The 22,088-nt window shown below is 69.9% G+C and carries 20 protein-coding genes; 14 read left to right on the forward strand and 6 right to left on the reverse strand.

All coding sequences use genetic code 11. The features are described from left to right. Positions 1–65 precede the first annotated feature (65 nt). From K5880_RS06625 to K5880_RS06645, 5 genes are all read right to left on the reverse strand, one after another. Complete coding sequence (locus K5880_RS06625; RefSeq protein ID WP_297650027.1) at positions 66–440, reverse strand: DUF86 domain-containing protein; 375 nt, start codon at positions 438–440, stop codon at positions 66–68. Further along, positions 437–727, reverse strand: a complete 291-nt coding sequence (locus K5880_RS06630; protein ID WP_297650029.1) for a nucleotidyltransferase family protein — start codon at positions 725–727, stop codon at positions 437–439. The genes K5880_RS06625 and K5880_RS06630 overlap by 4 nt, the downstream gene beginning before the upstream one ends. A gap of 102 nt (positions 728–829) precedes the next feature. Continuing rightward, positions 830–1,990: a glycosyltransferase gene (locus tag K5880_RS06635; protein WP_297650031.1), complete on the reverse strand. Its 1,161-nt coding sequence runs from the start codon at positions 1,988–1,990 to the stop codon at positions 830–832. An 88-nt stretch (positions 1,991–2,078) separates the two neighbouring features. Continuing rightward, the gene (locus tag K5880_RS06640; protein WP_297650033.1) at positions 2,079–3,668 is read right to left on the reverse strand and encodes a methyl-accepting chemotaxis protein; all 1,590 of its coding nucleotides are present in this window, start codon (positions 3,666–3,668) and stop codon (positions 2,079–2,081) included. A gap of 123 nt (positions 3,669–3,791) precedes the next feature. Next, positions 3,792–5,369, reverse strand: coding sequence for a methyl-accepting chemotaxis protein (locus K5880_RS06645; RefSeq protein ID WP_297650035.1), 1,578 nt, complete (start codon positions 5,367–5,369; stop codon positions 3,792–3,794). Positions 5,370–5,600: 231 nt separating this feature from the next. Here K5880_RS06645 and atzF point away from each other — a divergent pair, with 231 nt between their 5' ends. The 14 genes from atzF (at position 5,601) to K5880_RS06715 (ending at position 21,071) form a co-directional block, all read left to right on the forward strand. Next, on the forward strand, positions 5,601–7,343 hold the full coding sequence (atzF, locus tag K5880_RS06650; RefSeq protein ID WP_297650037.1) for an allophanate hydrolase: 1,743 nt from the start codon (positions 5,601–5,603) through the stop codon (positions 7,341–7,343). A 53-nt stretch (positions 7,344–7,396) separates the two neighbouring features. Beyond that, on the forward strand, positions 7,397–8,416 hold the full coding sequence (locus tag K5880_RS06655; protein ID WP_297650039.1) for an ABC transporter substrate-binding protein: 1,020 nt from the start codon (positions 7,397–7,399) through the stop codon (positions 8,414–8,416). 4 nt (positions 8,417–8,420) lie between these two features. Next, entirely contained in the window at positions 8,421–9,254 is an 834-nt protein-coding gene (locus K5880_RS06660; RefSeq protein WP_297650041.1) for an ABC transporter permease, read from the forward strand. Further along, positions 9,251–10,075: an ABC transporter ATP-binding protein gene (locus K5880_RS06665; RefSeq protein ID WP_297650043.1), complete on the forward strand. Its 825-nt coding sequence runs from the start codon at positions 9,251–9,253 to the stop codon at positions 10,073–10,075. The genes K5880_RS06660 and K5880_RS06665 overlap by 4 nt, the downstream gene beginning before the upstream one ends. 76 nt (positions 10,076–10,151) lie before the next feature. Further along, positions 10,152–10,355 carry a DUF4089 domain-containing protein gene (locus K5880_RS06670; RefSeq protein ID WP_297650045.1) on the forward strand — a complete coding sequence of 68 codons (204 nt, stop codon included), beginning with the start codon at positions 10,152–10,154 and terminating at the stop codon, positions 10,353–10,355. A 1-nt stretch (position 10,356) separates the two neighbouring features. After that, positions 10,357–11,772: an AtzE family amidohydrolase gene (locus K5880_RS06675; protein ID WP_297650047.1), complete on the forward strand. Its 1,416-nt coding sequence runs from the start codon at positions 10,357–10,359 to the stop codon at positions 11,770–11,772. Positions 11,773–11,775: 3 nt separating this feature from the next. Then, complete coding sequence (hpxZ, locus tag K5880_RS06680) at positions 11,776–12,150, forward strand: oxalurate catabolism protein HpxZ (protein WP_297650049.1); 375 nt, start codon at positions 11,776–11,778, stop codon at positions 12,148–12,150. A gap of 8 nt (positions 12,151–12,158) precedes the next feature. After that, complete coding sequence (locus K5880_RS06685) at positions 12,159–12,824, forward strand: cysteine hydrolase (RefSeq protein WP_297650051.1); 666 nt, start codon at positions 12,159–12,161, stop codon at positions 12,822–12,824. 17 nt (positions 12,825–12,841) lie between these two features. Next, the gene (locus tag K5880_RS06690) at positions 12,842–13,573 is read left to right on the forward strand and encodes a GntR family transcriptional regulator (protein WP_297650053.1); all 732 of its coding nucleotides are present in this window, start codon (positions 12,842–12,844) and stop codon (positions 13,571–13,573) included. Between the two features lie 96 nt (positions 13,574–13,669). Continuing rightward, positions 13,670–14,494 carry a hypothetical protein gene (locus K5880_RS06695; protein ID WP_297650056.1) on the forward strand — a complete coding sequence of 275 codons (825 nt, stop codon included), beginning with the start codon at positions 13,670–13,672 and terminating at the stop codon, positions 14,492–14,494. A gap of 102 nt (positions 14,495–14,596) precedes the next feature. Then, entirely contained in the window at positions 14,597–14,959 is a 363-nt protein-coding gene (locus K5880_RS06700; RefSeq protein ID WP_297650058.1) for a hypothetical protein, read from the forward strand. A 93-nt stretch (positions 14,960–15,052) separates the two neighbouring features. Then, positions 15,053–16,315, forward strand: a complete 1,263-nt coding sequence (locus K5880_RS06705) for a TolC family protein (protein ID WP_297650060.1) — start codon at positions 15,053–15,055, stop codon at positions 16,313–16,315. Beyond that, positions 16,312–17,922 (forward strand): efflux RND transporter periplasmic adaptor subunit, encoded by a 1,611-nt coding sequence (locus K5880_RS06710; RefSeq protein WP_297650062.1) that lies wholly within the window; start codon positions 16,312–16,314, stop codon positions 17,920–17,922. Before K5880_RS06705 ends, K5880_RS06710 begins: the two co-directional genes overlap by 4 nt. After that, positions 17,919–21,071 (forward strand): efflux RND transporter permease subunit, encoded by a 3,153-nt coding sequence (locus tag K5880_RS06715; RefSeq protein ID WP_297650064.1) that lies wholly within the window; start codon positions 17,919–17,921, stop codon positions 21,069–21,071. The genes K5880_RS06710 and K5880_RS06715 overlap by 4 nt, the downstream gene beginning before the upstream one ends. 42 nt (positions 21,072–21,113) lie before the next feature. Here the strand turns inward: K5880_RS06715 and K5880_RS06720 are convergent, their stop codons facing one another. Further along, on the reverse strand, positions 21,114–22,022 hold the full coding sequence (locus K5880_RS06720; protein ID WP_297650066.1) for an AraC family transcriptional regulator: 909 nt from the start codon (positions 22,020–22,022) through the stop codon (positions 21,114–21,116). Between the last annotated feature and the right edge of the window lie 66 nt (positions 22,023–22,088).

A 22,088-nucleotide genomic window follows, 5' to 3' on the forward strand; every position in this document is an offset into this window, starting at 1 on the left:
ACGCGCCTGACAACGGGCCCGTTTTCAAGGACGCAGTGCCTGCCGTGCGGCACTCGAACAAACGGTCAGCGGACGCCAGGAGGCAAGCCCGCGAGCAGCCGCTCGATCTGCTCACGCAGAGTGGGCAACTCGCCGTGAGCCGTCCTCCAGATCAGGTTCCAGTCCACCTGAAAATAACCATGTGCCACCCGGTTTCGCATGGCATACATCAAGCCCCAGGGCACCTCGGGGTGGGCAGCGGCGTAGTCCTCATACATCGTCTGCACATGGCGCGCCGCCTCACCAATCATCTCGAAGTTGCGCACGACTGCATCCTGGGTCTTTTCATCCCCCATGAAGCCGGTCTCGGAGACATTTGAGAGGTAGCGCTGGATGCGCGAGATGGCATCGACCATGTGCTGCAGATAGTCCGGCAGCCGCTGCGCGCTCGCGCGGTTCATACAGGCAGCGCTTCCTGCAACACCTGGTGGCGGAATTTGGTGGGCAGCGCGTTGGGTGTGAGCACATCCACACCGACCTTGAGCAATCCAGCCAATTCGACCTGAATCCGTGCAATGTCCATCAACGTGGTTTCGGGCGTCGGGTCCACCAGCAGGTCCAGATCACTTTCTTCGGTGTCATCGCCATGGAGTGTCGAGCCGAACACACGCACGTTGGTCACGCGGTGGCTCAAGGCCACCGCACGAATGGTGTCGCGGTGCTGGTTCAGGGCAATGGATGGGCGCATGGTCTGAATCCTGGGGGCGATCAGCAGATCTTCACGAAAGGGAAGACCCGCAGCGAACGCCCCATTGTGCAGAATTTTGGTTCGCCGCCAACCTGAGTCGCTTCAACGCTTCGTGGAAGCGTGAACAGGCCAGCTACACAAGGCCGCCTCATCCAGGATGCCTTCCAGTATCCGGGGGATCTCGAACAGCGCGCGGTTGTCGATGCGGCGCACGCGCGTGCGGTGGCCGTCGAGGTCGGCCAGCAGCTGCGCCACCGCGCGCTCGATGCCGCGAAAGCTGCGCAGCACGACGCCCAGGCCGTTGTCGCGCACCCACTGCGCGTTGTAGCGCTCCTGCAGCATGGTCCAGGCGTTGTCCACCACGATCACCGGCAGGCCTTGCTGCACCGCCTCGCTGAGGCTGCCCGGGCCGGGTTTGCCGATGAAGAAGTCGGCCAGGCGCATGTAGCGCGGCACCTCGGTGCTGAAGCCCACCACCAGGCGCGGGGCGCCCGCGGGCAACGCGTTCAGGCGCGCGGCCAGGGCCTTGTTGTGGCCGCAGACCAGGATCAGCTGCGTGCTGGCGGCCAGGCGTTCGGCAATGCCCAGCATGGCCTTGGAGCCGTGGCCGCCGAACAGAACGATGCCAGTCGGCCGCGCGGGATCGAGCCCGAGGCGGCGCTGTTCACGCGCGCGGTCGAGCACCATGGGCTGGTAGAACTCGGGCCGGATGATCATGCCGGAGGTGGCGTGCACGCGCTCGCTCGCGCGGCCCAGTGCCAGCGCCTGCTCCACCGCGCGCGGCGTGCCGCAGACGAGGTGCTGGCGCTGATCGCGCTCGATCCAGAAATGCGGCGGCACGTCGGCCAGATCGGTGAGCACGGTGACATAGGGCACCCCGGGCAGCGACGCGGCCAGGCTCTCGACCATGGCGCGGTTGAAGTTGGGCACCAGCGAGACCACGAGGTCGGGCTCGGTGCGCAGCCAGTGCTGCTGCAGCTGGCGCAGCAGCATGGGGTGGGCCAGGCGGATGAGGCCTTGCAGCAGCCTGAGTTCCTGCGCCATGCCGATGGTCCAGCCGCGGGCCAGGCGCCGGTTGTACCAGTCCTCCGGCGCGCTGCCGGTCATCTTGCGGAACTTGCCCTGCGGGTCCAGCACCTCGAACAGGTCGACCAGCCGCACGTGCCAGGGCCGTTCCTGCTCGCGCAGCACCGCCTGCAGGGCCAGCGCCGAGGCGCGGTGCCCGCCGCCGGCGTTGAAGTAGATCAGGTCGACGGTCTTCATGGGCCGATTGGACCGGGCGTTTGTGTCAGCCGCGTGGCGGCCGGGTGGCCGTGCGGCGGGTGCGGCGCCCGGGCACCCCGCCTGCACTTCAGGCCTCCTCCTGCGGTTGCGCGGCTTCCTCTCCGCCGTCGAGCCGGAACACCGCCACCGCCGAGGCCAGCTGGCGGGCCTGCTCCATGAGGCTCTCGGCGGCGGCCGAGGTCTGCTCCACCAGCGCGGCGTTCTGCTGCGTCATCTGGTCGAGCTGGCCCACGGCCACGTTGATCTGCGCCACGCCATCGGCCTGCTCGCTGCTCGCCGTCGTGATCTCGCCCACGATGCCACTGACGCGCCGCGCGTTCTCCACCACCTCGATCATGGTGCCGCCGGCCTCCTGCGCCTGCCGCGTGCCGCCGGAGATCTGCGCGCCGGACTGTTCGATCAGCAGCTTGATTTCCTTGGCGGCCTGCGCGCTGCGCTGCGCCAGGTTGCGCACCTCGGCGGCGACCACGGCGAAGCCGCGGCCCTGTTCACCCGCGCGCGCCGCTTCCACGGACGCATTGAGCGCGAGGATGTTGGTCTGGAAGGCGATGCCGTCGATCACGCCGATGATCTCGCCGATGCGGATGCTGCCGCGCTGGATGTCGCTCATGGACCGCACCACCTGTTCAACCGTCTCGCCGCTGCGGCGGGCGACATCGGCCGAGCGGCTGGCAAGCTGGTTGGCCTCGCGCGCCGAGCTGCTGGAATGCTGCACGGTGGCCGTCATTTCCTCCATGCTGGCGGCCGTCTGCTGCAGGCTGCTGGCGGCCTGCTCGGTGCGCACCGACAGGTCCTGCGAGCCTTTGGCCACCTCCTCGCTGGCGATGGCGATCTGGTCGGAGGCCTGGCGCACGGCGCCCAGCACGTCGCGCAGCCGCGCGGCCATGGTGTCGAGCGAACGCAGCACGCGCTGCGGCTCGCTCTGGCCCCGGGCGTCCACGCGCAGGGACAGGTCGCCGGCGGCCATGCGCTCCACGGCGTGCAGCGCATCCTGGCTGCTGCGCACCAGGCCGCGCGCGATGGCAAAGCCCAGGCCGACCAGCAGGCCCATGGCCACCAGGCCCAGCACGGCCACCCAGACGATGGCCTGGTGCGTGGTGGCCACCAGCTGGTCGTGGTCGTGGACCAGGATCTTCGACTCGTGCGCGATGACATCGGCCACCGCCTTGTTCAGGCGCTCCAGGTACGGGCGGCAGTGCTCGATGGTCATGTAGCCGGCCGAACTGATGTCGCCGTCCCTGGCGGTCTCGGCGATCCGGATCGCCACCGGGCCGTAGTCCTGTTCGACCGCTGCCAAGGCCTCCACCAGCTGGCGCTCCTGCTCGCCCGCGTCGGCGCTCAGCGCCTGGAGCCGGGCCAGTGCGGCCTGGGTGGCTTCATGCGCCCGCACGGTGATGGCGTACATCTCGTCGCGCACGGCGGGCTCCGCGGCCAGCGCCAGGTTGCGCACGGCGATGGCGCGCGCGGCCACGGCCTGGCCCAGCTCGTTCGCGGCATCCTGGCGTGGCAGGTTCTTTTCATGGCTCTGGTCCGCCAGGCTGGCGGTGCGCTGCAGGCTCCAGGCGCCGATACCGGCCACACCGGCCAGGAAAAGCGCGGCCGTGGCCAGCAGGACCGCGAGCTGCGCGCGGATGGTTTGTCGGGACAGGTGAAACATGAAGGGCCTCGTGCATGAAGGGGATCGTGTCCCCTTCATCGACGGCACTTCATGCGCGCTGCATACCCCGGATGCAGTATTTTTCCTTACCGCTGGTCCGCCGGTTCGATCGCGGCGGCGCCGTCAGGCGTGCGCGCCGGCGCCGTGGCCGTCGAGGCGGAACACCGCCACCGCGGCGGTCAGCTGGCGGGCCTGTTCCTTCAGGCTCTCGGCCGCGGCCGAGGTCTGCTCCACCAGTGCGGCGTTCTGCTGCGTCATGTGGTCGAGCTGGGTCACCGCAACGTTGATCTGGCCCACGCCGTCGGCCTGCTCGGTGCTGGCCGACATGATCTCGGCCACGATGCTGCTCACACGGCGCGCGTTGTCCACCACCTCGGCAATCGTGCCGCCGGCCTCCTGCACCAGGCGTGTGCCACCGGTCACCTGGTTGTTCGAGTCCTCGATCAGCTGCTTGATTTCCTTGGCCGCCTGCGCGCTGCGCTGTGCCAGATTGCGCACTTCGCCCGCCACGACCGCGAAGCCGCGGCCCTGCTCACCGGCGCGCGCCGCTTCCACCGCAGCATTGAGGGCGAGGATGTTGGTCTGGAAGGCAATGCCATCGATCACGCCGATGATCTCGCCGATGCGGCCCGAAGACTTGCTGATGTCGCCCATGGTCTGCACCACCTGGCCGACCACGTCGCCACCCCGGCGTGCGACCTCGGCCGACTCGCCGGCGAGCTGGTTGGCCTGGCGCGCCGAATTGCTGGACTGCTGCACGGTGGCCGTCATTTCCTCCATGCTGGCCGCCGTCTGCTGCAGGTTGCTGGCGGCCTGCTCGGTGCGGGCCGAGAGGTCCTGCGAGCCTTTGGCCACTTCGTTGCTGGCGGTGGCGATCTGGTCGGACGCCTGGCGCACCGTGCCCAGCACATCGCGCAGCCGCGCGGCCATGGCGTCCAGCGAACGCAGCACGCGCTGCGGCTCGCTCTCGCCGACGGCCTGCAGGCGCAGCGACATGTCGCCCGCGGCCATGCGTTCCACCGCGCTCAATGCTGCCTGGCTGCTGGCCACGAGACCGCGCGTGATGACATAGCCCAGTCCGACCAGCGACAGCAAGGCACCCAGACCGAGCGCGGCCACCCAGCCCATGGTGTTGTGCGTGCCCGCCAGCAAGGCGTGGTGGTCCTTCTGTGCCTTGTCCGCCTCGAACTTCAGCAGGGTGGCCACGGCGCCGTCCAGACGCTCCAGCAGGGGCCTGCACTTTTCGATGATCAGCGCGGCAGCCTGCGTCAGGTCACCGCTGGCTGCGATCCCGGTGATGTGCAGCGCCACCGGCCCGTAGTCCGCTTCGGCGGCCACCACCGCGTCGACCAGCCGCTTTTCCTCAGGTGCGGCATTCGCCGTGACCTCCTGCAGTTCGGCCAGCGCCGCCTGCGTGGCCGCGTGGGCCTTCTTCACCCGTTCCAGCTCGACGCCACGCACTTCGGCGTTCGCCGCCAGCGTCAGGTTGCGCGCGGCCACCGCGCGGGCGTTGACCGCCTGTATGAGCTCGTTGGCCACACGCTGGCGCGGCACGTTGACGTCGTTGCTCTGGCGCGCAATGTCGGCGCTGTGCATCAAGCCCCAGGTGCCGATGCCGGCCAGACCAACGAGGAACAGCGCGGCCACGGCCAGCAGGACCGAGAGCTGCGCGCGAATGGGACGTTGGGACAGTTGAAACATGGGACTCCCTCACATGGAAAAGCTTCTTTGCACAGGCTTCTTCGACGGGGTGCGGGGAAAACTTGATGGCACGGATGGGGGATTCACGCCCTGGCGCGCGGGGAAACCCGATCAGGGGGCCGCCGCCACGGACAGGCGGCAGACCCCCGGCGCACAGACGGCGGACAGACGGCGCCCGAAGCTGGCATTCAACTTGCATGTTGTCTTGTATCCAAGATGGAATGCTTAAACATGGTGCAAGACACAACCCCGAATCCCCCGGCCACACCCCTCCGCGCCGCCCTCACTGGCGCGCTGGCGCCCCAGGCCTGGCTGCACCGGCCCGCGCAGGCGATCAACGGTGCTGCGACGGGCGTGCTGGCAGGCCTGCGCTTCGCGGTGAAGGACAACATCGACGTGGCCGGCTGGCCCACCACGGCGGCCTGCCCGGCCTTCGCCCGCACTCCCGGCGCGCACGCCAGCGTGGTGCAGACCCTGCTCGACGCTGGTGCATCGCTGCAGGGCAAGACCAACCTGGACCAGTTCGCCTGCGGCCTGAGCGGCACGCGTTCGCCCTACGGCGCGGTGCCCAACGCGGTCAACCCGCTGTACGTGTCAGGCGGCTCCAGCTCGGGCTCGGCCTATGTGGTGGCCACGGGCCAGGTGGACTTCGCGCTCGGCACCGACACCGCCGGCTCGGGGCGCGTGCCCGCCGGGCTGAACAACATCGTGGGCCTCAAGCCCTCGCGCGGGCTGATCAGCGCGCGCGGCGTGCTGCCGGCGGCGCAGGCGGTGGACTGCGTGTCCATCTTCGCCACCACGGTGGCCACTGCCGCGCGCGTGCTGGCCGCGGCCGTGGCGTTCGACCCGGCCGACCCGTATTCGCGCAGGCTGGCGATGGCGGACACGCCTTTCGGCGCGCGCTTTCGCTTCGGCGTGCCGGCGCAGCCCGAATTCTTCGGCGACGAGGCCGCGCGCGCCGCCTTCGCAGGCGCGCTGGTGCAGTTGCAGGCCCTGGGCGGCGAGGCCGTGCCGCTGGACTTCACGCCGTTCGCGGCCTGCGCCGACATGCTCTACGGCAGCGCGCTGGTGGCGCAGCGCTACGAGGCGATCCGCGGCTTCTTCGACGCGCGCGAGGCCGAGGTGATCGAACCGGTGCGCGGCATCATCGCCACCGGCAAGGGCTACAGCGCGGCCGACCTCGTGGCCGCGCAGACGCAGCTGGCCGCGCTGGCGCAGCAGGCGCAGGCGCTGTGGCAGGGCATCGACCTGCTGGTCGTGCCCACCGCCCCCACGCACCACACCATCGAGCGCATGCAGGCCGACCCGGTGGTGCTCAACCGCCAGCTCGGCGCATACACCAACTTCGTCAACCTGCTCGACTACGCCGCGCTCTCGGTGCCCGCCAGCCTGCGCGCCGACGGCCTGCCCTTCGGCATCACACTCATCGGCCGCTGCGGCTCGGACTGGCAGCTCGCCGAACTGGGCCAGCGCTTCCACCACGCCAGCGGCCTGTCGCAGGGGGCCACCGGCGCGCCGCTGCCGGCCATGCAGCCCATCCCGGGCCTGTCGACGGCGGCCCCCCATGTGCGCGTGGCGGTGGTGGGCGCCCACCTCTCGGGCATGCCGCTCAACGGCCAGCTCACCGAACGCGGTGCCACGCTGCTTGCCCGCACGCACACCGCGCCGGTCTACCGCCTCTATGCCCTGCCCGGCACCGTGCCGCCCAAGCCCGGCCTGCTGCGCGTGGCGCCCGGCGAGGGCCAGGCGATCGAGATCGAAATCTGGAGCATGCCGCTGGCGCAATACGGCAGCTTCGTCGCGCTGGTGCCGGCGCCGCTGTCCATCGGCACGCTGGCGCTGGCCGACGGCGGCAGCGTGCAAGGCTTCCTGTGCGAGCCGCTGGCGCTGCAAGGCGCCAGCGACATCAGCCACCTGGGTGGCTGGCGCGCCTGGATCGCCTCCACCCGGCCGGCCCCGGTGGCCACGCCCTGAACACCCTCCACCGTTCCCTTCCTTCCCTTTTTCAAACCCTGCAGGAGCCTGCCATGACATCCCTTCCCTCCACCACCCCGTCCCCCGTCTCGGCCCGCCGCCGCAGCGTGCTGCAGCTCGGCGTGGCCGGCGTCGCCCTGGGCGTGCTGGGCGCGCCAGCGGTGCTGCGCGCGCAGACCGGCCCGAAGATCCGCGTGGGCTACTGGCCCATCGCGGCCGGCCTGCCGTTCTATTCGGCCGTGGAGCTGGGCTACTTCAAGGAAGCCGGGCTGGACGTCGAGGCGCTCAAGTTCGCCGGCGCGCAGCAGGTGATGGAGGCTGTGCTTTCGGGCCGCGCCGACGCTACCGCCAACGGCACCGGCTCGGCCAACATCGCCATCGGCGAGCTGGCCCAGCCCGGCACCTTCAAGATCTTCTGCTCCAACCCGAGCAACGTGAAGAACGTGCTCGACGAGGTCATCGTTCCCGTGGCCAGCCCGGCCAAGGTGATGGCCGACCTCAAGGGCAAACGCATCGCCAGCGGCCCCGGCATCCAGAACGTGACCCTGGCCAAGACCGTGCTCGAGCGCGGCGGCGCCGTGGGCGCCACGGTGGTGGAACTGCCCATCGGCCAGCACGTGGCCGCGCTCGCCGCCGGGCAGGTCGACGGCGCCTACACCCTGGAGCCCACGGGCACCATCGGCCGCATGAACGGCACCACCCGCGTGCTGGAGCCCGGCGTGATCGCGAGGTACGTGCTCGGCGACCCGATGGCGCCCTGGTTCGGCGGCTCGGCCGCGCTGTCCTCGGAGTTCATCAAGAAGAACCCGGAGGCCGCGAAGAAGTTCGTCGCCGCCTACGGCAAGGGCGTGAACTACGTGCGCACCAAGGCGGTGGAGGCGCGCCAGTACCTCAAGGGCTACACCCCCATCGAAGGCGCGCTCACCGGCGAGGTGCCGCTGGCCGCGTACACCATGTACAGCGAGTTCACCCCGGCCGACGTGGCGCACTTCCAGAAGTTCTTCGACCTGTTCAGCGAGAAAGGCATCTTCAGCTCGCGCCTGATGGTCGACTCCATGCTCTACAAGGGCTGACGGCATGACCACCACCGCACCCGCAGAAAGCGGCAAGCCCTGGTCGCCACCGGCCAGTGCCGACGCCACGAGCGCACCGCGCAAGAGCGACTGGAGCAAGGCCCTGCCCTTCGTGGGCCCGGTCGTGCTCTTCATCGTCTGGGACCTGGCGGTGCGCCTGGGCTTCATCAAGGCCATCCTGCTGCCGCCGCCGGTCGACGCGCTGGGCGCGCTGCTCGGCGGCCTGGCCGGTGGCCCGCTGCTGGGCGACTTCGCGGTCACCGTCTGGCGCACGGTTCAGGCCTTCCTGATCGCCGCCGTGGTCGGCATGCCGCTGGGCGTGCTGCTGGGCAGCAACGAAAAGGCCTACCGCAGCGTGGAGTTCCTGATCGACTTCTTCCGCTCCACGCCCTCGTCGGCGCTGATCCCGCTGTTCCTCATGATCTTCGGCGTCTCCGACATCAACAAGGTGGCCATCGCCGCTTTCGGCGCGCTGCTCATCGTGGTGTTCAACAGCGCCTACGGCGTCATCAACGCGCGCAAGCAGCGCGTGATGGCGGCCAAGGTGATGGGCGCGACGCGCTGGCAGGTGTTCAAGGACGTGCTGGTCTGGGAGAGCCTGCAGCCCAGCTTCGTCGGCCTGCGCTCGGCCGTGTCCATGGCGCTGGTGATCGTGATCGTGGCCGAGATGTTCATCGGCGCCGACAGCGGCCTGGGCAACCGGATCATCAACTCGCAGCAGGTGATGAACGTGAAGGACATGTACGCGTCCATCCTGGCCGCGGGTGCGCTGGGCTATGCGCTGAACATCCTCTTTCTGTTGATCGAAAGAAAGATCGTGCACTGGAGTGGAAGATGAACGCTGTACTGAATGCCCCCGTGTACGACGCCGATGTGCCGGCGCCCGAATTCAAGCCCGGACCGGCCGGCACGCACATCACCATCCGCGGGCTGACCAAGTACTTCGCCGGCTGGCCGCTGTACGAGAACTTCGACCTCGACATTCCCAAGCACAAGATCGTCTCGGTGTTCGGGCCCAACGGTTGCGGCAAGAGCACGCTGATCAACATGATCGCGGGGCTGATCCCGATCGACAGCGGCGAGATCCTGTTCGACGGCAAGAGCCTGAAGGACACCAAGATCGGCTACGTGTTCCAAAACTACCGCGAAGCGATGTTCCCGTGGATGCGCACCATCGACAACATCGCCTACCCGCTCAAGCTCGAAGGCAAAAGCAAGGCCGAGGTGGACCGCCGCATGGCCGAGCTGGTGGCCTCGTTCGACGTCAAGTTCGACCTCAACCGCTACCCCTACGAGCTCTCGGGCGGGCAGCAGCAGACCGCGTCCATCATGCGCGCGCTCGCACCCAACCCCGAGGTGCTGTTCCTGGACGAACCCTTCTCGGCGCTGGACTTCGAGATGACGCTGTTCATCCGCGAGAAGCTGCAGGAAGTCTTCATGCAGACCGGCACCACCATGATGCTGGTCTCGCACGACCTGGAAGAGGCCGTGTACCTGGCCGACCAGGTGCTGCTGCTGACCAAGCGCCCGACCAAGGTGGCCGAGATCCTTCCCTACGACGACCCGCGCCCGCGCACCACGGCCACGCTCTCCGAGGCCAGCTTCATCGCGGCCAAGAAGCGCAGCCTGGAGATCTTCCAGCGCGAGGTGCGGCGGTGACCGCCTTGGCCGTTCAGCCTGAGTCTGTCGAAGGGTTCGCGAGCACTTCGACAGGCTCAGTGCGAACGGAGTCCATATGAACGAAGTACAAACCCTCATCTACGTGCAGGCCGCCGCCGTGGCCATGGACCTGCATCTGGACACCGCCCAGGCCGCGCGCGTGGCCGCGCACCTGCAGCGCACCGCCGCCATGGCCGCGCTGCTCGACGCCGTGCCGCTGGCCGACGAGGTCGAGCTGGCCGAGATCTATTGCCCGGCGCCGTTCGGCGCCCACGCCTGACATGAGCCTGCCCCCCTCCCTCAGCCAGATCGCCCAGACAGTGGCCAGCGGCCAGCGCAGCGCCGCCGAGGTGCTGGCCGCCAGCATCGCGCGCATCGAGGCGACCGAGGCGCGCATCAACGCCTTCACCGGCACGCGCTTCGAGGCCGCGCGCGCCCAGGCCGCGCGGGTGGACGCGCAGCGCTCGCGCGGCGAGCCACTGGGCCCGCTGGCCGGCGTGCCGTTCGCGGTGAAGAACCTGTTCGACATCGCGGGCGAGGTGACGCTGGCGGGCTCGAAGGTGAACCGAGCCCACCCGCCCGCCAGCGACGACGCGGTGCTGGTGCAGCGCCTGCAGGCCGCGGGCGCGGTGCTGGTGGGCTCGCTCAACATGGACGAGTACGCCTACGGCTTCACCACCGAGAACACGCACTACGGCCCCACCCACAACCCGCACCGGCTGAACCATGTGGCGGGCGGTTCGTCGGGCGGCTCGGGTGCGGCGGTGGCGGCGGGCCAGGTGCCGCTCACGCTGGGGTCGGACACCAACGGCTCGATCCGCGTGCCCGCGTCGTTCTGCGGCGTGTGGGGGCTCAAGCCCACCTTCGGGCGGCTCTCGCGGCGCGGCAGCTACCCCTTCGTCGCCAGCATCGACCACCTCGGCCCCTTCGCCGACGACGTGGACGGCCTGGCCCTGGCCTACGACGCATTGCAGGGCCCGGACCCGCTGGACCCGGGCTGCTTCGCCACTTCGGTGCAACCGGTCACGCGCTCGATCGGCCTGGGCGTGCAGGGTCTGCGCGTCGGCGTGCTCGAGGGCTACTTCGTGGAACACGCCGACACCGCCGCGCGCAACGCCGTGGCCTCGGCCGCCGCCGCGCTGGGCGCGCGCGCCACGGTGGAATGGCCCGATGCGGCGCAGGCGCGCGCGGCGGCCTTCATCGTCAGCGCCAGCGAAGGCGGCGCCCTGCACCTGCAGCGCCTGCGCACGCAGGCGGCCGAATTCGAGCCGCTGTCGGTGGACCGCTTCATCTCGGGCGCGCTGCAGCCCGCCGCGTGGTACGTGCGCGCGCAGCGCTTTCGCCGGGTCTACCGCGACAAGGTCAACGCCCTGTTCCGCGACTGGGACGTGCTGATCGCGCCAGCCACGCCGGTGCCGGCGCCCGCCATCGGCACCGAGTGGATCGAGATCAACGGCCAGCGTTTTCCCTGCCGCCCCTCCATCGGCCTGCTCACGCAGCCGGTCTCGTTCGCCGGTTGCCCGGTGGTGGCCGCGCCGCTGTGGCCCTCGGGCACCGGCGGCCTGCCGATCGGCGTGCAGCTCATTGCCGCGCCCTGGCGCGAAGACCTGGCCCTGCGCGCCGGCTGGGCGCTGGCGCAGACCGGCGTGGCGCATCTTGCCCCCACCCCAACCCTCCCCCAGAGGGGGAGGGAGTAAGCCATGGACATCAACATCCCCGAGGTGCTGGCCGAGGTCACGGCCGCGTTCGAACGCTACGAAGTCGCGCTGGTCGGTAACGACGTGGCCGTGCTCGACGAGCTGTTCTGGAACAGCCCGCACACCCTGCGCTACGGCGCCACGGAAAACCTCTACGGCTACGACGCGATCCGCGCCTTTCGCGCCGGGCGCCCCTCGGCGGGCCTGGCGCGCACGCTGGGTCGCACCGTCATCACCAGCTACGGACGCGACTTCGCGACCGCCAACACCGAGTTCCACCGCGCGGGCAGCGAGCGCATCGGCCGCCAGAGCCAGACCTGGGTGCGCACGCCCGAAGGCTGGCGCGTGGTCGCGGCGCACGTCAGCCTGATGGCCTGAGCACGCCCATGCACGTCCACGCCCAACCCTTCGCCTACGAGTTCGACCTCGCGCGCACCGCGCTGGTCATCATCGACATGCAGCGCGACTTCATCGAGCCCGGCGGCTTTGGCGAGACGCTGGGCAACGACGTGGCGCTGCTCGAAGCCATCGTGCCAGCCTGCCGCGCCGTGCTCGACGCCTGGCGCGACGCCGGCGGCCTGGTGGTGCACACGCGCGAGGCGCACAAGGCAGACCTTTCGGACTGCCCGCCGGCCAAGCGCCTGCGCGGCAAGCCGAGCCTGCGCATCGGCGACGCGGGGCCGATGGGCCGCATCCTGGTGGCGGGCGAGCCCGGCAACCAGATCATTCCCGCGCTGGCGCCGCTGCCCGGCGAGATCGTGCTGGACAAGCCGGGCAAGGGCGCCTTTCACGCCACGCCGCTGCACGAGCTGCTGCAGCAGTCGGGCATCAGCCACCTGCTGTTCATGGGCGTGACCACCGAGGTCTGCGTGCAGACCAGCATGCGCGAAGCCAACGACCGCGGCTACGACTGCCTGCTGCTGGAGGACTGCACCGAGAGCTACTTCCCGCACTTCAAGGCCGCCGCCGTGGAGATGCTGCGCGCGCAGGGCGCGATCATCGGCTGGACGGCGAACAGCACCCAGCTGCTCGAAGCCCTGCGGTCCGCCTGAACTGCTAGAGTTTCCCCGTGCCCACCACACCCCAACGCCGCAGCAGCGCCACCGCACCCCTGGCGCCGGCCCACCGTTCGCGCGCGAACGAGGTCTACGAACAGCTCAAGCGCGACATCGCCGACTTCCGTCTCGTGCCGGGCGACCGCTTCTCCGAGCACGAGATCTGCAGCCGGCTGGAGGTGTCGCGCACGCCGGTGCGCCAGGCGCTGTTCCGCCTGCAGCAGGAAGGGCTGGTGGAGGTGATGTTCCGCAGCGGCTGGCGCGTGCTGCCGTTCGACTTCGACAAGTTCGACCAGCTCTACGACCTGCGCATGGTGCTGGAGACCACCGCCGTGCAGCGCCTGTGCCAGCAGGACGTGGGCGCGTCGGCGCCGCTGCTCGAAGCCCTGAAAGAGCGCTGGCTCGTGCCGGTGGCCGAACGCAGCAGCGACGCCACGCAGGTGGCGGCGTGGGACGAAGCCTTTCACGAGACCCTGGTGCGCGCCGCCGGCAACGCCGAACTCGCGCGCGTGCACCACGAGGTGACCGAGCGCATCCGCATCATCCGCCGGCTGGACTTCCTCAAGCAGATGCGCATCGACGCCACCTACGACGAACACGCCAAGATCCTGCGCGCCATCATCGCGCGCAGGGCCGACCGCGCCGACCTGCTGCTGCGCGCGCACATCCAGGCCAGCCAGGTCGAGGTGCGCAAGATCACACTGCACCAGGTGTTCCTGGCGCAGCAGGTGGCGCCGGCGGGCTGAGCCCGGGCATGCTGGCCGGGCTTTGCCAAAGGCCCGTGTGTGGTTAGGATCGCGCTCATCTTTTTTCCAGCACCCGACCTGAAGGAGCCCAGCCGCATGGAACAGCAGCCGCCCGCCCAACGCCTCTCCCTCTTCTCCGGTCAGCGCCCGATGTGGCAGCGCGTGCTCCTGTGGGTGGTGATCGCGCTGCTGGCGATCAACATCGTGTTCCCGCTGCTGTTCATGTTCGGCAACGCCATCCAGCGCGTGACCGGCGGCATTCTGGGCAGCGGCTTCACCGGCTTCGTGGTCGCGCTGGCGGTGTTCTTCGCGTTCGCGGCGCCCCGGGGCGGCCTGAACCTGCTGCGCACCGCCACCAACAAGACCACATCCGACTTCACCCGCCGCGACGACCCGGCGCGTGGCGGCTACATGTATGAGGTGACCCCCGCGCGCGCCTCCTGGCTGGCGATTCTGGTACCCCTGCCGCTGTGCGCCTTCGTCGCCATGTGGGGCGTGTACACCATCTGGATGATGTACTTCGGCATGGCGCTGTACTTTCTTGTCGTCGGCATCATCGTGCTGCCCGGCGCGCTGGACCGCAAGCCGGTGGCGATTTCGGTTTCACCGCAAGGCATCCACAGCGACGACGTGAGCCTGCCGCTGGACCGCATTGCCGAGCTGGACGTGATGCTGGGCGGCGTGAAGGTCAGCGAAGACCCGCTCATGCCAGGGCGCAATGGCGTGTCCACCTCGGCCATGGTCGGGCGCGGCCTCGGCCGACGACAAGCCGCGCGCAGCTTCTCGCTGACGCTGCGCGGCGACGGCCAAAGCCTCGCCACCCCCATTGCCGGTGGCCTGACCCAACCCTGCGCGGACAACCTGCATCGGGATATCCTGAAGGCGGTGGCGAGCTTCGGCGCCACCGGCGCAAGCGCCTGAGTATTGCCCCCGCGTCGCACATCCCTTCCAGGGCAACACACCGCTCCTGCAGAAGGCCCGTCCAAGGCATGGCCTGTGGATGCCACGGAATAGAATCCGCCCATGCGCCGCCTGCTCGCCCTCGTGCTCTGTCTGCTCCTGCCCCTGCAGGGCGTTGCAGCGGCGCAGGTGCCAGCGCCCCCCTGTCCCATGCACGGGTGGATGGCCGTGGAGGGTGACAGCAGCGGCGAGACAGGCACCCTGGTCGCGGACATGGGTGACTGCTGCAACGACCTCGCCAGCTTCGAGCGCACGGGGCAGCCCTGCAAGAGTGTCCAGAATTGCGGCGCACCCGTGACCGGCATGCTGCCCTTCCAGCCCATGACGTTCCCGTCCCAGGTCGATCCAGGTCCTCGCGCCCCCGCCTGGCGCAGCCCGCCCGAGGGATCCACTTCGCGCCTCTGGCGCCCTCCCACTTCCGTCTGATCCGCCGCCAGGCGCAGCCCACCCGCCGGTGGTGCTGCTGTTGCACGTTGCCGGAGCCATTGAGCCCGGGCGTGCCCGCTCCGGAGCTCAGACATGGAACACCCTTCGACTTTTCTTGCCCGCACGGTGCTCGCCTTCGCGGGTTGGCTCGCCGTGGTCACACCCGCCACCGGCGAGCCCTTGAGCCTGAGTGCCGCGGTGCACGCGGCCCTGGCGCATTCGCGCAGTCTCGACGCATCGACCGCCGCCGCACAGGGCGCGCGCGAGATGGCGGTGGCCGCCGCGCAGCGGCCCGACCCGGTGCTGCGCCTGTCGCTGGACAACCTGCCCGCGAGTGGACCGGATCGCCTCAGCACGACACGCGACTTCATGACCATGCGCTCCATCGCGCTCATGCAGACCCTGCCCGGCGCAGACAAGCGCCGGGCCCGGGGTGAGCGCTTCGAGCGCGAGGCCGAGGTGGCGCTGAGCGAGCGCGCGCAGCGGGTGGCCCTGCTGCAGACCGAGGTGGCGCAGGCCTGGCTGGAGCGCCGCCTGCAAGAGCAGCGATTGCAGGTGCTGCTGGCACAGATCGCCGAGGCGCGGGTGCTGGTGCAGACCACCGAGGCCGCGCTGCGCGCAGGGCGTGGCTCCACGGCCGACGCGCTGGGCGCGCGCGAGGCGCTAGCGCAGCTGGAACAGGGCCTGATCGGCGCACAGGCCGAGCATGCCAACGCTCGCCTGACGCTGGCGCGGTTCACCGGCGGCTCGCCCGACCAGCCACTGGCGGATGCACCACCGTACAGGTCCAGCCCGACGGCGATCGGCGCGCTGGACCGCCTGCCCGACGTCGCTGCGCTGCAGGCCCGTGAAGCCCTGGCGCGGGCCGAGGCCGAGGTGGCCCGCCAGGACTTCAAGCCCGACTGGAGCGCGGAACTCATGTACAGCCAGCGCGGCTCGCGGTTCCCGGACATGGTGTCTTTCGGCGTGTCGGTGCCGCTGCAGTGGGACAGGCCGCGGCGCCAGCAACGGGAGCTGGCCGCGCGCCTGGCTCGCGTGAACGAGCTGGAGGCGGAGCGCGAGGAGCAGACCCGCGAACAGGCGCTGCAAGTGCGGCGCTGGCGGCAGGCATGGCAGGCGGGACTGGACCGCCTGGCCTACCTGGATGCGCAGCGCCAGCCGCTGGCGGTGCAACGTGTCGACGCGGCGCTGGCCGCCTACCGGGGCGGGCGAGAGGGCCTGGGCCCCGTGCTGCAGGCGCGCCGTGATGCGCTGAACCTGGCGCTGGAGCGTCTGGCGCTGGAGCGTGAAACCGCCGGCCTGTGGGCGCAACTCGAATACCTGGTCCCCGACACCGCGACAGGAGTGAAGCCATGAACCCGAAAACATCCTTCATTGCACTGGCCACCGTGGCCGCGCTCGTTGCCGTGGGCGCTGGCGCCTGGTGGCTGGGCATGCAGCAGGGCATGGGCCAGACCACGCCTCAGCCCGTGGCAGCCATCACCACCGGTGCCACAGCCACCGACGACCCGTCGCTGTGGACCATCCCGCAAGGCGAGGACGCCACGCGCCGCCACATCCGCGATGCGCTCAAGGCCGGTGATGTGGACCCGGTCACCGGCCGGCGCATCCTGAACTACCACGATCCCATGGTGCCGGGCAAGAACTTCGATGCCCCCGCCAAGTCGCCCTTCATGGACATGATGCTGGTGCCGCGCTACGCCGGCAGCGATGCGGCGGATGCCGGCAGCGTCACGGTGAGCCCGCGCATCCAGCAGAACCTGGGCTTGCGCACCGCGCCCGTGGTGGAGGGCTCGCTGGTGTCGGAAGTGACGGCGGTGGGCAACGTGGCCTGGAACGAGCGCGAGCAGGTGGTGCTGAGTTCGCGCGCCATGGGTTTCGTGGAAAAGCTGCATGTGAAAGCGGCGCTCGACCGCGTGGCCGCCGGCGCGCCGCTGGCCGAGCTGTACGTGCCCGACTGGGTGGCCGCGCAGGAGGAGTACCTGGCGCTGGCCCGCCTCAGCGGCGACGGCACCGACACACTGCAGGATGCCGCGCGCCAGCGCATGCGCCAGGCCGGCATGGAGCCCGCGCACATCCAGCGTGTGGTGGCCTCCGGCCAGGTGCAGCCGCGCTTCACGCTCATTGCGCCTTTCACCGGCATCGTGAGCGAACTCCTGGTGCGCGAGGGTGCCACCGCGATTCCGGGCATGACGCTGATGCGCCTGCAGCGCACACGCACCGTGTGGGCCGAGGGGGCCGTGCCCGAAAGCCAGGCCGCGCTGCTACGGCCCGGTGCGCGCGTGCGCACCACCAGCCCCGGCGCGCCGGGCCAGACCTTTGAAGGCCGGGTGCAGGCCTTGCTACCTGAGGTGGACGCGGTCACGCGCACCATCCGCGCGCGGGTGGAACTGGCCAACCCGCAGGGGCAGCTGGTGCCGGGCATGCTGGTGAGCATGCGGCTGGACCGCCCCAAGACCACAGCGACCTTGCTGGTGCCCAGCGACGCAGTCATCCACACCGGGCGGCGCAGCGTGGTGATGGTGGCCGAGGACGGCGGGCGCTTCCGCCCGGTGGAGGTGACCGCAGGCCTGGAGGTGGGCGGGCAGACCGAGATCAGCGCGGGCCTGCAGATGGGCCAGCGCGTGGTGCTCTCGGGCCAGTTCCTGATCGATTCCGAGGCCAGCCTGCGCGGACTCGAAGCACGTCTCAACCAGGAGCCCGCACCTCCCTCCACCCAACAGCGCTACACCACCGACGCGGTGATCGATGCGCTCGGCGGCGACACGGTCACACTCACGCACCCGCCCATCCCGGCGCTGAAGTGGCCACAGATGCAGATGGACTTCCAGCTGCCACCGCGCTCGCAGCAACCACGCGACCTGGAGGCCGGTGACCGGCTGCGGATCGAGTTCGAGATGCAGGACGGCGATGTGCCGCGCATCACCCGCCTGCAGCGCGTCGCACCGGAGCCTGGCCAATGATCGCCGGCCTGATCCGCTGGAGCATGGCCAACCGTTTCCTGGTGCTGCTGGCCACCGCGCTGCTGAGCGCCTGGGGCGTGGTGGCCCTGCAGCGCACGCCGCTGGACGCATTGCCCGACCTCTCCGACACGCAGGTCATCATCCGCACCACCTGGCCCGGGCAGGCACCGCAGATCGTGGAGAACCAGGTCACCTACCCGCTGACCACCACCATGCTCTCGGTGCCGGGCGCGCGCGCGGTGCGCGGCTTCTCGATGTTCGGTGACAGCTTCGTGTACGTGCTGTTTGAAGACGGTGTGGACCCGTACTGGGCGCGCTCGCGCGTGCTGGAGTACCTGAACCAGGTGCAGGCGCGCCTGCCGCGCGGCGTGACTCCTTCTCTGGGGCCCGACGCCACCGGCGTGGGCTGGATCTACCAGTACGCGCTGGTCGACCGCACCGGCGGGCAGGACGTGGCGCAGCTGCGCGCCCTGCAGGACTGGTTCTTGCGTTTCGAGCTCAAGACCGTGCCCGACGTGGCCGAGGTCGCCAGCGTGGGCGGCATGGTCAGGCAGTACCAGATCGTTCTCGACCCCGACAGCATGGCGGCCTACCGCGTGACGCAGGCCATGGTGGCCGAGGCCGTTGCGCGCGGCAACCAGGAGGCCGGCGGCTCGGTGCTGGAGCTGGGCGAGGCCGAGTACGCGGTGCGCGCCACGGGCTACCTGAAGACACTGGACGACTTCCGCGCCATCCCGCTCATCACCAGCAGCGCCGGCGTGTCGGTGCGCCTGGGCGACGTGGCGCGGGTGCAGACCGGCCCGGAGATGCGGCGCGGCATCGGCGAGCTCGACGGCGAGGGCGAGGCCGTGGGCGGCGTGGTGGTGATGCGCTCGGGCAAGAACGCGCTGCAGACCATCGAAGCGGTGAAGGCGCGGCTGACCGAGCTGCAGCGCAGCCTGCCGGCGGGCGTGGAGATCGTGCCGGTGTACGACCGCTCGGGCCTGATCGAGCGCGCGGTGAAGAACCTGGGTGAAAAGCTGCTGGAAGAGTTCATCGTGGTGGCGCTGGTGTGCCTGGCCTTCCTGTTCCACCTGCGCAGCGCTCTGGTGGCCAGCATCTCGCTGCCGCTGGGTGTGCTGATGGCCTTCATCGTGATGCAGCAGCAGGGCATCAACGCCAACGTGATGTCGCTCGGCGGCATCGCCATTGCCATCGGCGCCATGGTGGACGCGGCCATCGTGATGATCGAGAACGCCCACAAGCACCTGGAGCGCTGGGCGCACCAGCACCCGGGCGAAACACTCCAGGGCGAGCCGCGCTGGCGCGTGATCGGCGACGCCGCGGCCGAGGTCGGGCCTGCGCTGTTCTTCTCGCTGCTCATCATCACGCTGAGCTTCATCCCGGTGTTCACGCTGGAAGCGCAGGAGGGCCGGTTGTTCGCGCCGCTGGCCTTCACCAAGACCTATGCCATGGCGGCCTCCGCCGGTCTGGCCGTCACGTTGATCCCGGTGCTCATGGGTTACCTGATTCGCGGGCGCATTCCGGCGGAGACCGCCAACCCGCTGAACCGCGCGCTGATCGTGCTCTACCGCCCGGTGCTGGAAGCGGTGCTGAAGGCGCCGAAGCTCACACTGGTGGTGGCGGCACTGGTGCTGCTGGCCAGCCTGTGGCCACTGCGCCAGCTGGGCAGCGAGTTCATGCCGCCGCTGGACGAAGGCGATCTGCTCTACATGCCCACCGCACTGCCCGGTCTTTCGGTGGCCAAGGCGGCCGAATTGCTGCAGCAGACCGACCGCCTGATCAAGACCATCCCCGAGGTCCAGAGCGTGTACGGCAAGGCCGGGCGCGCCGAGACCGCCACCGACCCCGCGCCACTGGAGATGTTCGAGACCACGATCCAGTTCAAGCCCAGAGGCGAATGGCGCACCGGCCTCACGCCCGAAGCCCTCATCGAAGAGCTCGACCGCACCGTGCGCGTGCCGGGCCTGTCCAACATCTGGGTGCCGCCGATCCGCAACCGCATCGACATGCTGGCCACCGGCATCAAGAGCCCCGTGGGCGTGAAGGTGGCCGGGCCCGACCTGGGCACCATCGACCGCCTCACCGGCGAGATCGAGCGCGCTGTGAAGGACGTGCCCGGGGTGAGCAGCGCGCTGGCCGAGCGCCTGACCGGCGGGCGCTACATCGACGTGGACATCCGCCGCAGCGACGCGGCGCGCTACGGTCTGAACATCGCCGACGTGCAGGACATCGTGGCCGGCAGCGTGGGAGGCATGAACATCGGCGAGACGGTGGAAGGCCTGCAGCGTTTCCCGATCAACCTGCGCTACCCGCGCGAACTGCGGAACTCGCTGCCCGAGCTGCGCGCACTGCCCATCGTGGCGCCCGGCGGCCAGCGCCTGGTGTTGTCCGACGTGGCCGACCTGCGCATCACCGAAGGGCCGCCCATGCTGCGCAGCGAAAACGCGCGCCTGGCGGGTTTTGTGTACGTGGACATCCGCGGGCGCGACCTGCGCGGCGCGGTGCTCGACATGCAGCGCGCGGTGGCCGATCGGGTGGTGCTGCCGGCCGGCTACTCGGTGTCGTGGTCGGGGCAGTTCGAATTCCTGGAGCGCGCCACGGCCAAGCTCAAGCTGGTGGTTCCATTCACGCTGCTGATCATCTTCGTGCTGCTGTACCTGATCTTTCGCCGCTTCGACGAGGCGCTGCTGATCATGGCCACGCTGCCGTTCGCGCTGGTGGGCGGTGTGTGGTTCCTGTGGCTTCTGGGGCACAACCTGTCGGTGGCCAGCGTGGTGGGCTTCATTGCGCTGGCCGGTGTGGCAGCCGAGTTCGGCGTGATCATGCTGCTCTACCTCAAGCAGGCGTGGCAGGAGCGGCTGGATGCCGGGCGCACCGACGAGCCTTCGCTGCTGGAGGCGATCCGCGAAGGCGCGGTGCTGCGGGTGCGGCCCAAAGCCATGACGGTGGCGACCATCGTGGCCGGTTTGCTGCCGCTGTTCTGGGGCATGGGCACGGGCAGCGAAGTGATGCAACGCATCGCTGCACCCATGATCGGCGGCATGATCAGCGCGCCGCTGCTCTCGCTGCTGGTGGTGCCGGTGGCGTACCGGTTGATGCGGCGGCCGCGCCGAGCCCGCGTGAAGCGGCAGACGCCCGCCTCTTGAGGTGAAGGGCGTGCGGCAACCCCGGTGCGGGCACGGCTTCGTTCAGGCCGGCACATGGTGCCGTCGCGCGTACCGGCCCGGTGGCTGCCCGACGAAGCGGCTGAACGCCGTGCTGAAGGTGCTGGCCGAGCTGTAGCCCACGCGCTCGGCCACCTCGACGATCGCCATGTCACCGCGACCGAGCAGGTCCTTGGCCAGTGCCATGCGCCACGCCAGCAGGTACTCCATGGGCGGCTGCCCCACCGCGCGCGAGAACCGTTCGAAGAAGGTCGAGCGCGACAGCGCGGCCTCCCGGGCCAGCGCATCCACCGTCCAGGTGTGGGCCGGGTCTTCGTGCATCAGGCGCAGCCCCACGGCCACCCGGGCGTCGGCCAGGCCACGCAGCAGACCGGGTGGCGCATGCTCCTGCGGGGAGGCGCGCAGCGCCTCGATCAGCAGCAGTTCCACCAGCCGGCCCAGCACCAGTTCGCGGCCCGTGCGCGCTTCGAGGCACTCGTCCCTGACCAGCTGCACCAGGATCGACAGGCGCTCGACACCGCGCACGTGCAACAGCACGGGCAGCAGCGAGACCAGCAGCGCGGCGTCGGGCGCGTCGAACGCGAAATAGCCGCCGAGCATGCGCACCTCGGGCGGGCCCTCGCGCCGCCCGTGGCGCAGTTCACCGGTGCCGTCCTGCGTTGTCGCGGGGTCCAGGAACACCGGCACGGCGGGCTCGGGGCTGGACAGCGTGAACCCGGGCGTGGCGGGCATCAGCACGAAGTCCCCCGCCTCCAGGGCGGCGGGCGCCTGCTGGTCCACCGACAGCACGCACGCGCCTTCCAGCATGGTGCAAAAGCTCGGCTGGCCGAATGCCGCGTAGCGCACGGCCCAGGCACCGGCGCCGCTGATCACCTTGGAGAACACCGCGCGCGGCCGCAACAAGGCGATGACGTCTGCCAGCGGATCCACCATGGCCGTACTCCTGCAAATTAATTATGGACTTTTGATTGTATGAAATCCGGAATGCCGCCGGTATCG

It is taken from the genome of Hydrogenophaga sp. (assembly GCF_025699295.1).
Classification (GTDB): domain Bacteria; phylum Pseudomonadota; class Gammaproteobacteria; order Burkholderiales; family Burkholderiaceae_C; genus Hydrogenophaga.

Bases quoted from the DNA above. Each gene is read 5' to 3' on its own strand.
- atzF (WP_297650037.1), top strand. From the start codon at position 5,601: ATGGTGCAAGACACAACCCCGAATCCCCCGGCCACACCCCTCCGCGCC.
- K5880_RS06685 (WP_297650051.1), top strand. From the start codon at position 12,159: ATGCACGTCCACGCCCAACCCTTCGCCTACGAGTTCGACCTCGCGCGC.
- K5880_RS06630 (WP_297650029.1), bottom strand. From the start codon at position 727: ATGCGCCCATCCATTGCCCTGAACCAGCACCGCGACACCATTCGTGCG.
- K5880_RS06655 (WP_297650039.1), top strand. From the start codon at position 7,397: ATGACATCCCTTCCCTCCACCACCCCGTCCCCCGTCTCGGCCCGCCGC.
- K5880_RS06715 (WP_297650064.1), top strand. From the start codon at position 17,919: ATGATCGCCGGCCTGATCCGCTGGAGCATGGCCAACCGTTTCCTGGTG.
- K5880_RS06625 (WP_297650027.1), bottom strand. From the start codon at position 440: ATGAACCGCGCGAGCGCGCAGCGGCTGCCGGACTATCTGCAGCACATG.
- K5880_RS06720 (WP_297650066.1), bottom strand. From the start codon at position 22,022: ATGGTGGATCCGCTGGCAGACGTCATCGCCTTGTTGCGGCCGCGCGCG.
- K5880_RS06640 (WP_297650033.1), bottom strand. From the start codon at position 3,668: ATGTTTCACCTGTCCCGACAAACCATCCGCGCGCAGCTCGCGGTCCTG.
- K5880_RS06705 (WP_297650060.1), top strand. From the start codon at position 15,053: ATGGAACACCCTTCGACTTTTCTTGCCCGCACGGTGCTCGCCTTCGCG.
- K5880_RS06665 (WP_297650043.1), top strand. From the start codon at position 9,251: ATGAACGCTGTACTGAATGCCCCCGTGTACGACGCCGATGTGCCGGCG.
- K5880_RS06635 (WP_297650031.1), bottom strand. From the start codon at position 1,990: ATGAAGACCGTCGACCTGATCTACTTCAACGCCGGCGGCGGGCACCGC.
- K5880_RS06695 (WP_297650056.1), top strand. From the start codon at position 13,670: ATGGAACAGCAGCCGCCCGCCCAACGCCTCTCCCTCTTCTCCGGTCAG.
- K5880_RS06670 (WP_297650045.1), top strand. From the start codon at position 10,152: ATGAACGAAGTACAAACCCTCATCTACGTGCAGGCCGCCGCCGTGGCC.
- K5880_RS06700 (WP_297650058.1), top strand. From the start codon at position 14,597: ATGCGCCGCCTGCTCGCCCTCGTGCTCTGTCTGCTCCTGCCCCTGCAG.
- K5880_RS06645 (WP_297650035.1), bottom strand. From the start codon at position 5,369: ATGTTTCAACTGTCCCAACGTCCCATTCGCGCGCAGCTCTCGGTCCTG.
- K5880_RS06675 (WP_297650047.1), top strand. From the start codon at position 10,357: ATGAGCCTGCCCCCCTCCCTCAGCCAGATCGCCCAGACAGTGGCCAGC.
- hpxZ (WP_297650049.1), top strand. From the start codon at position 11,776: ATGGACATCAACATCCCCGAGGTGCTGGCCGAGGTCACGGCCGCGTTC.
- K5880_RS06660 (WP_297650041.1), top strand. From the start codon at position 8,421: ATGACCACCACCGCACCCGCAGAAAGCGGCAAGCCCTGGTCGCCACCG.
- K5880_RS06710 (WP_297650062.1), top strand. From the start codon at position 16,312: ATGAACCCGAAAACATCCTTCATTGCACTGGCCACCGTGGCCGCGCTC.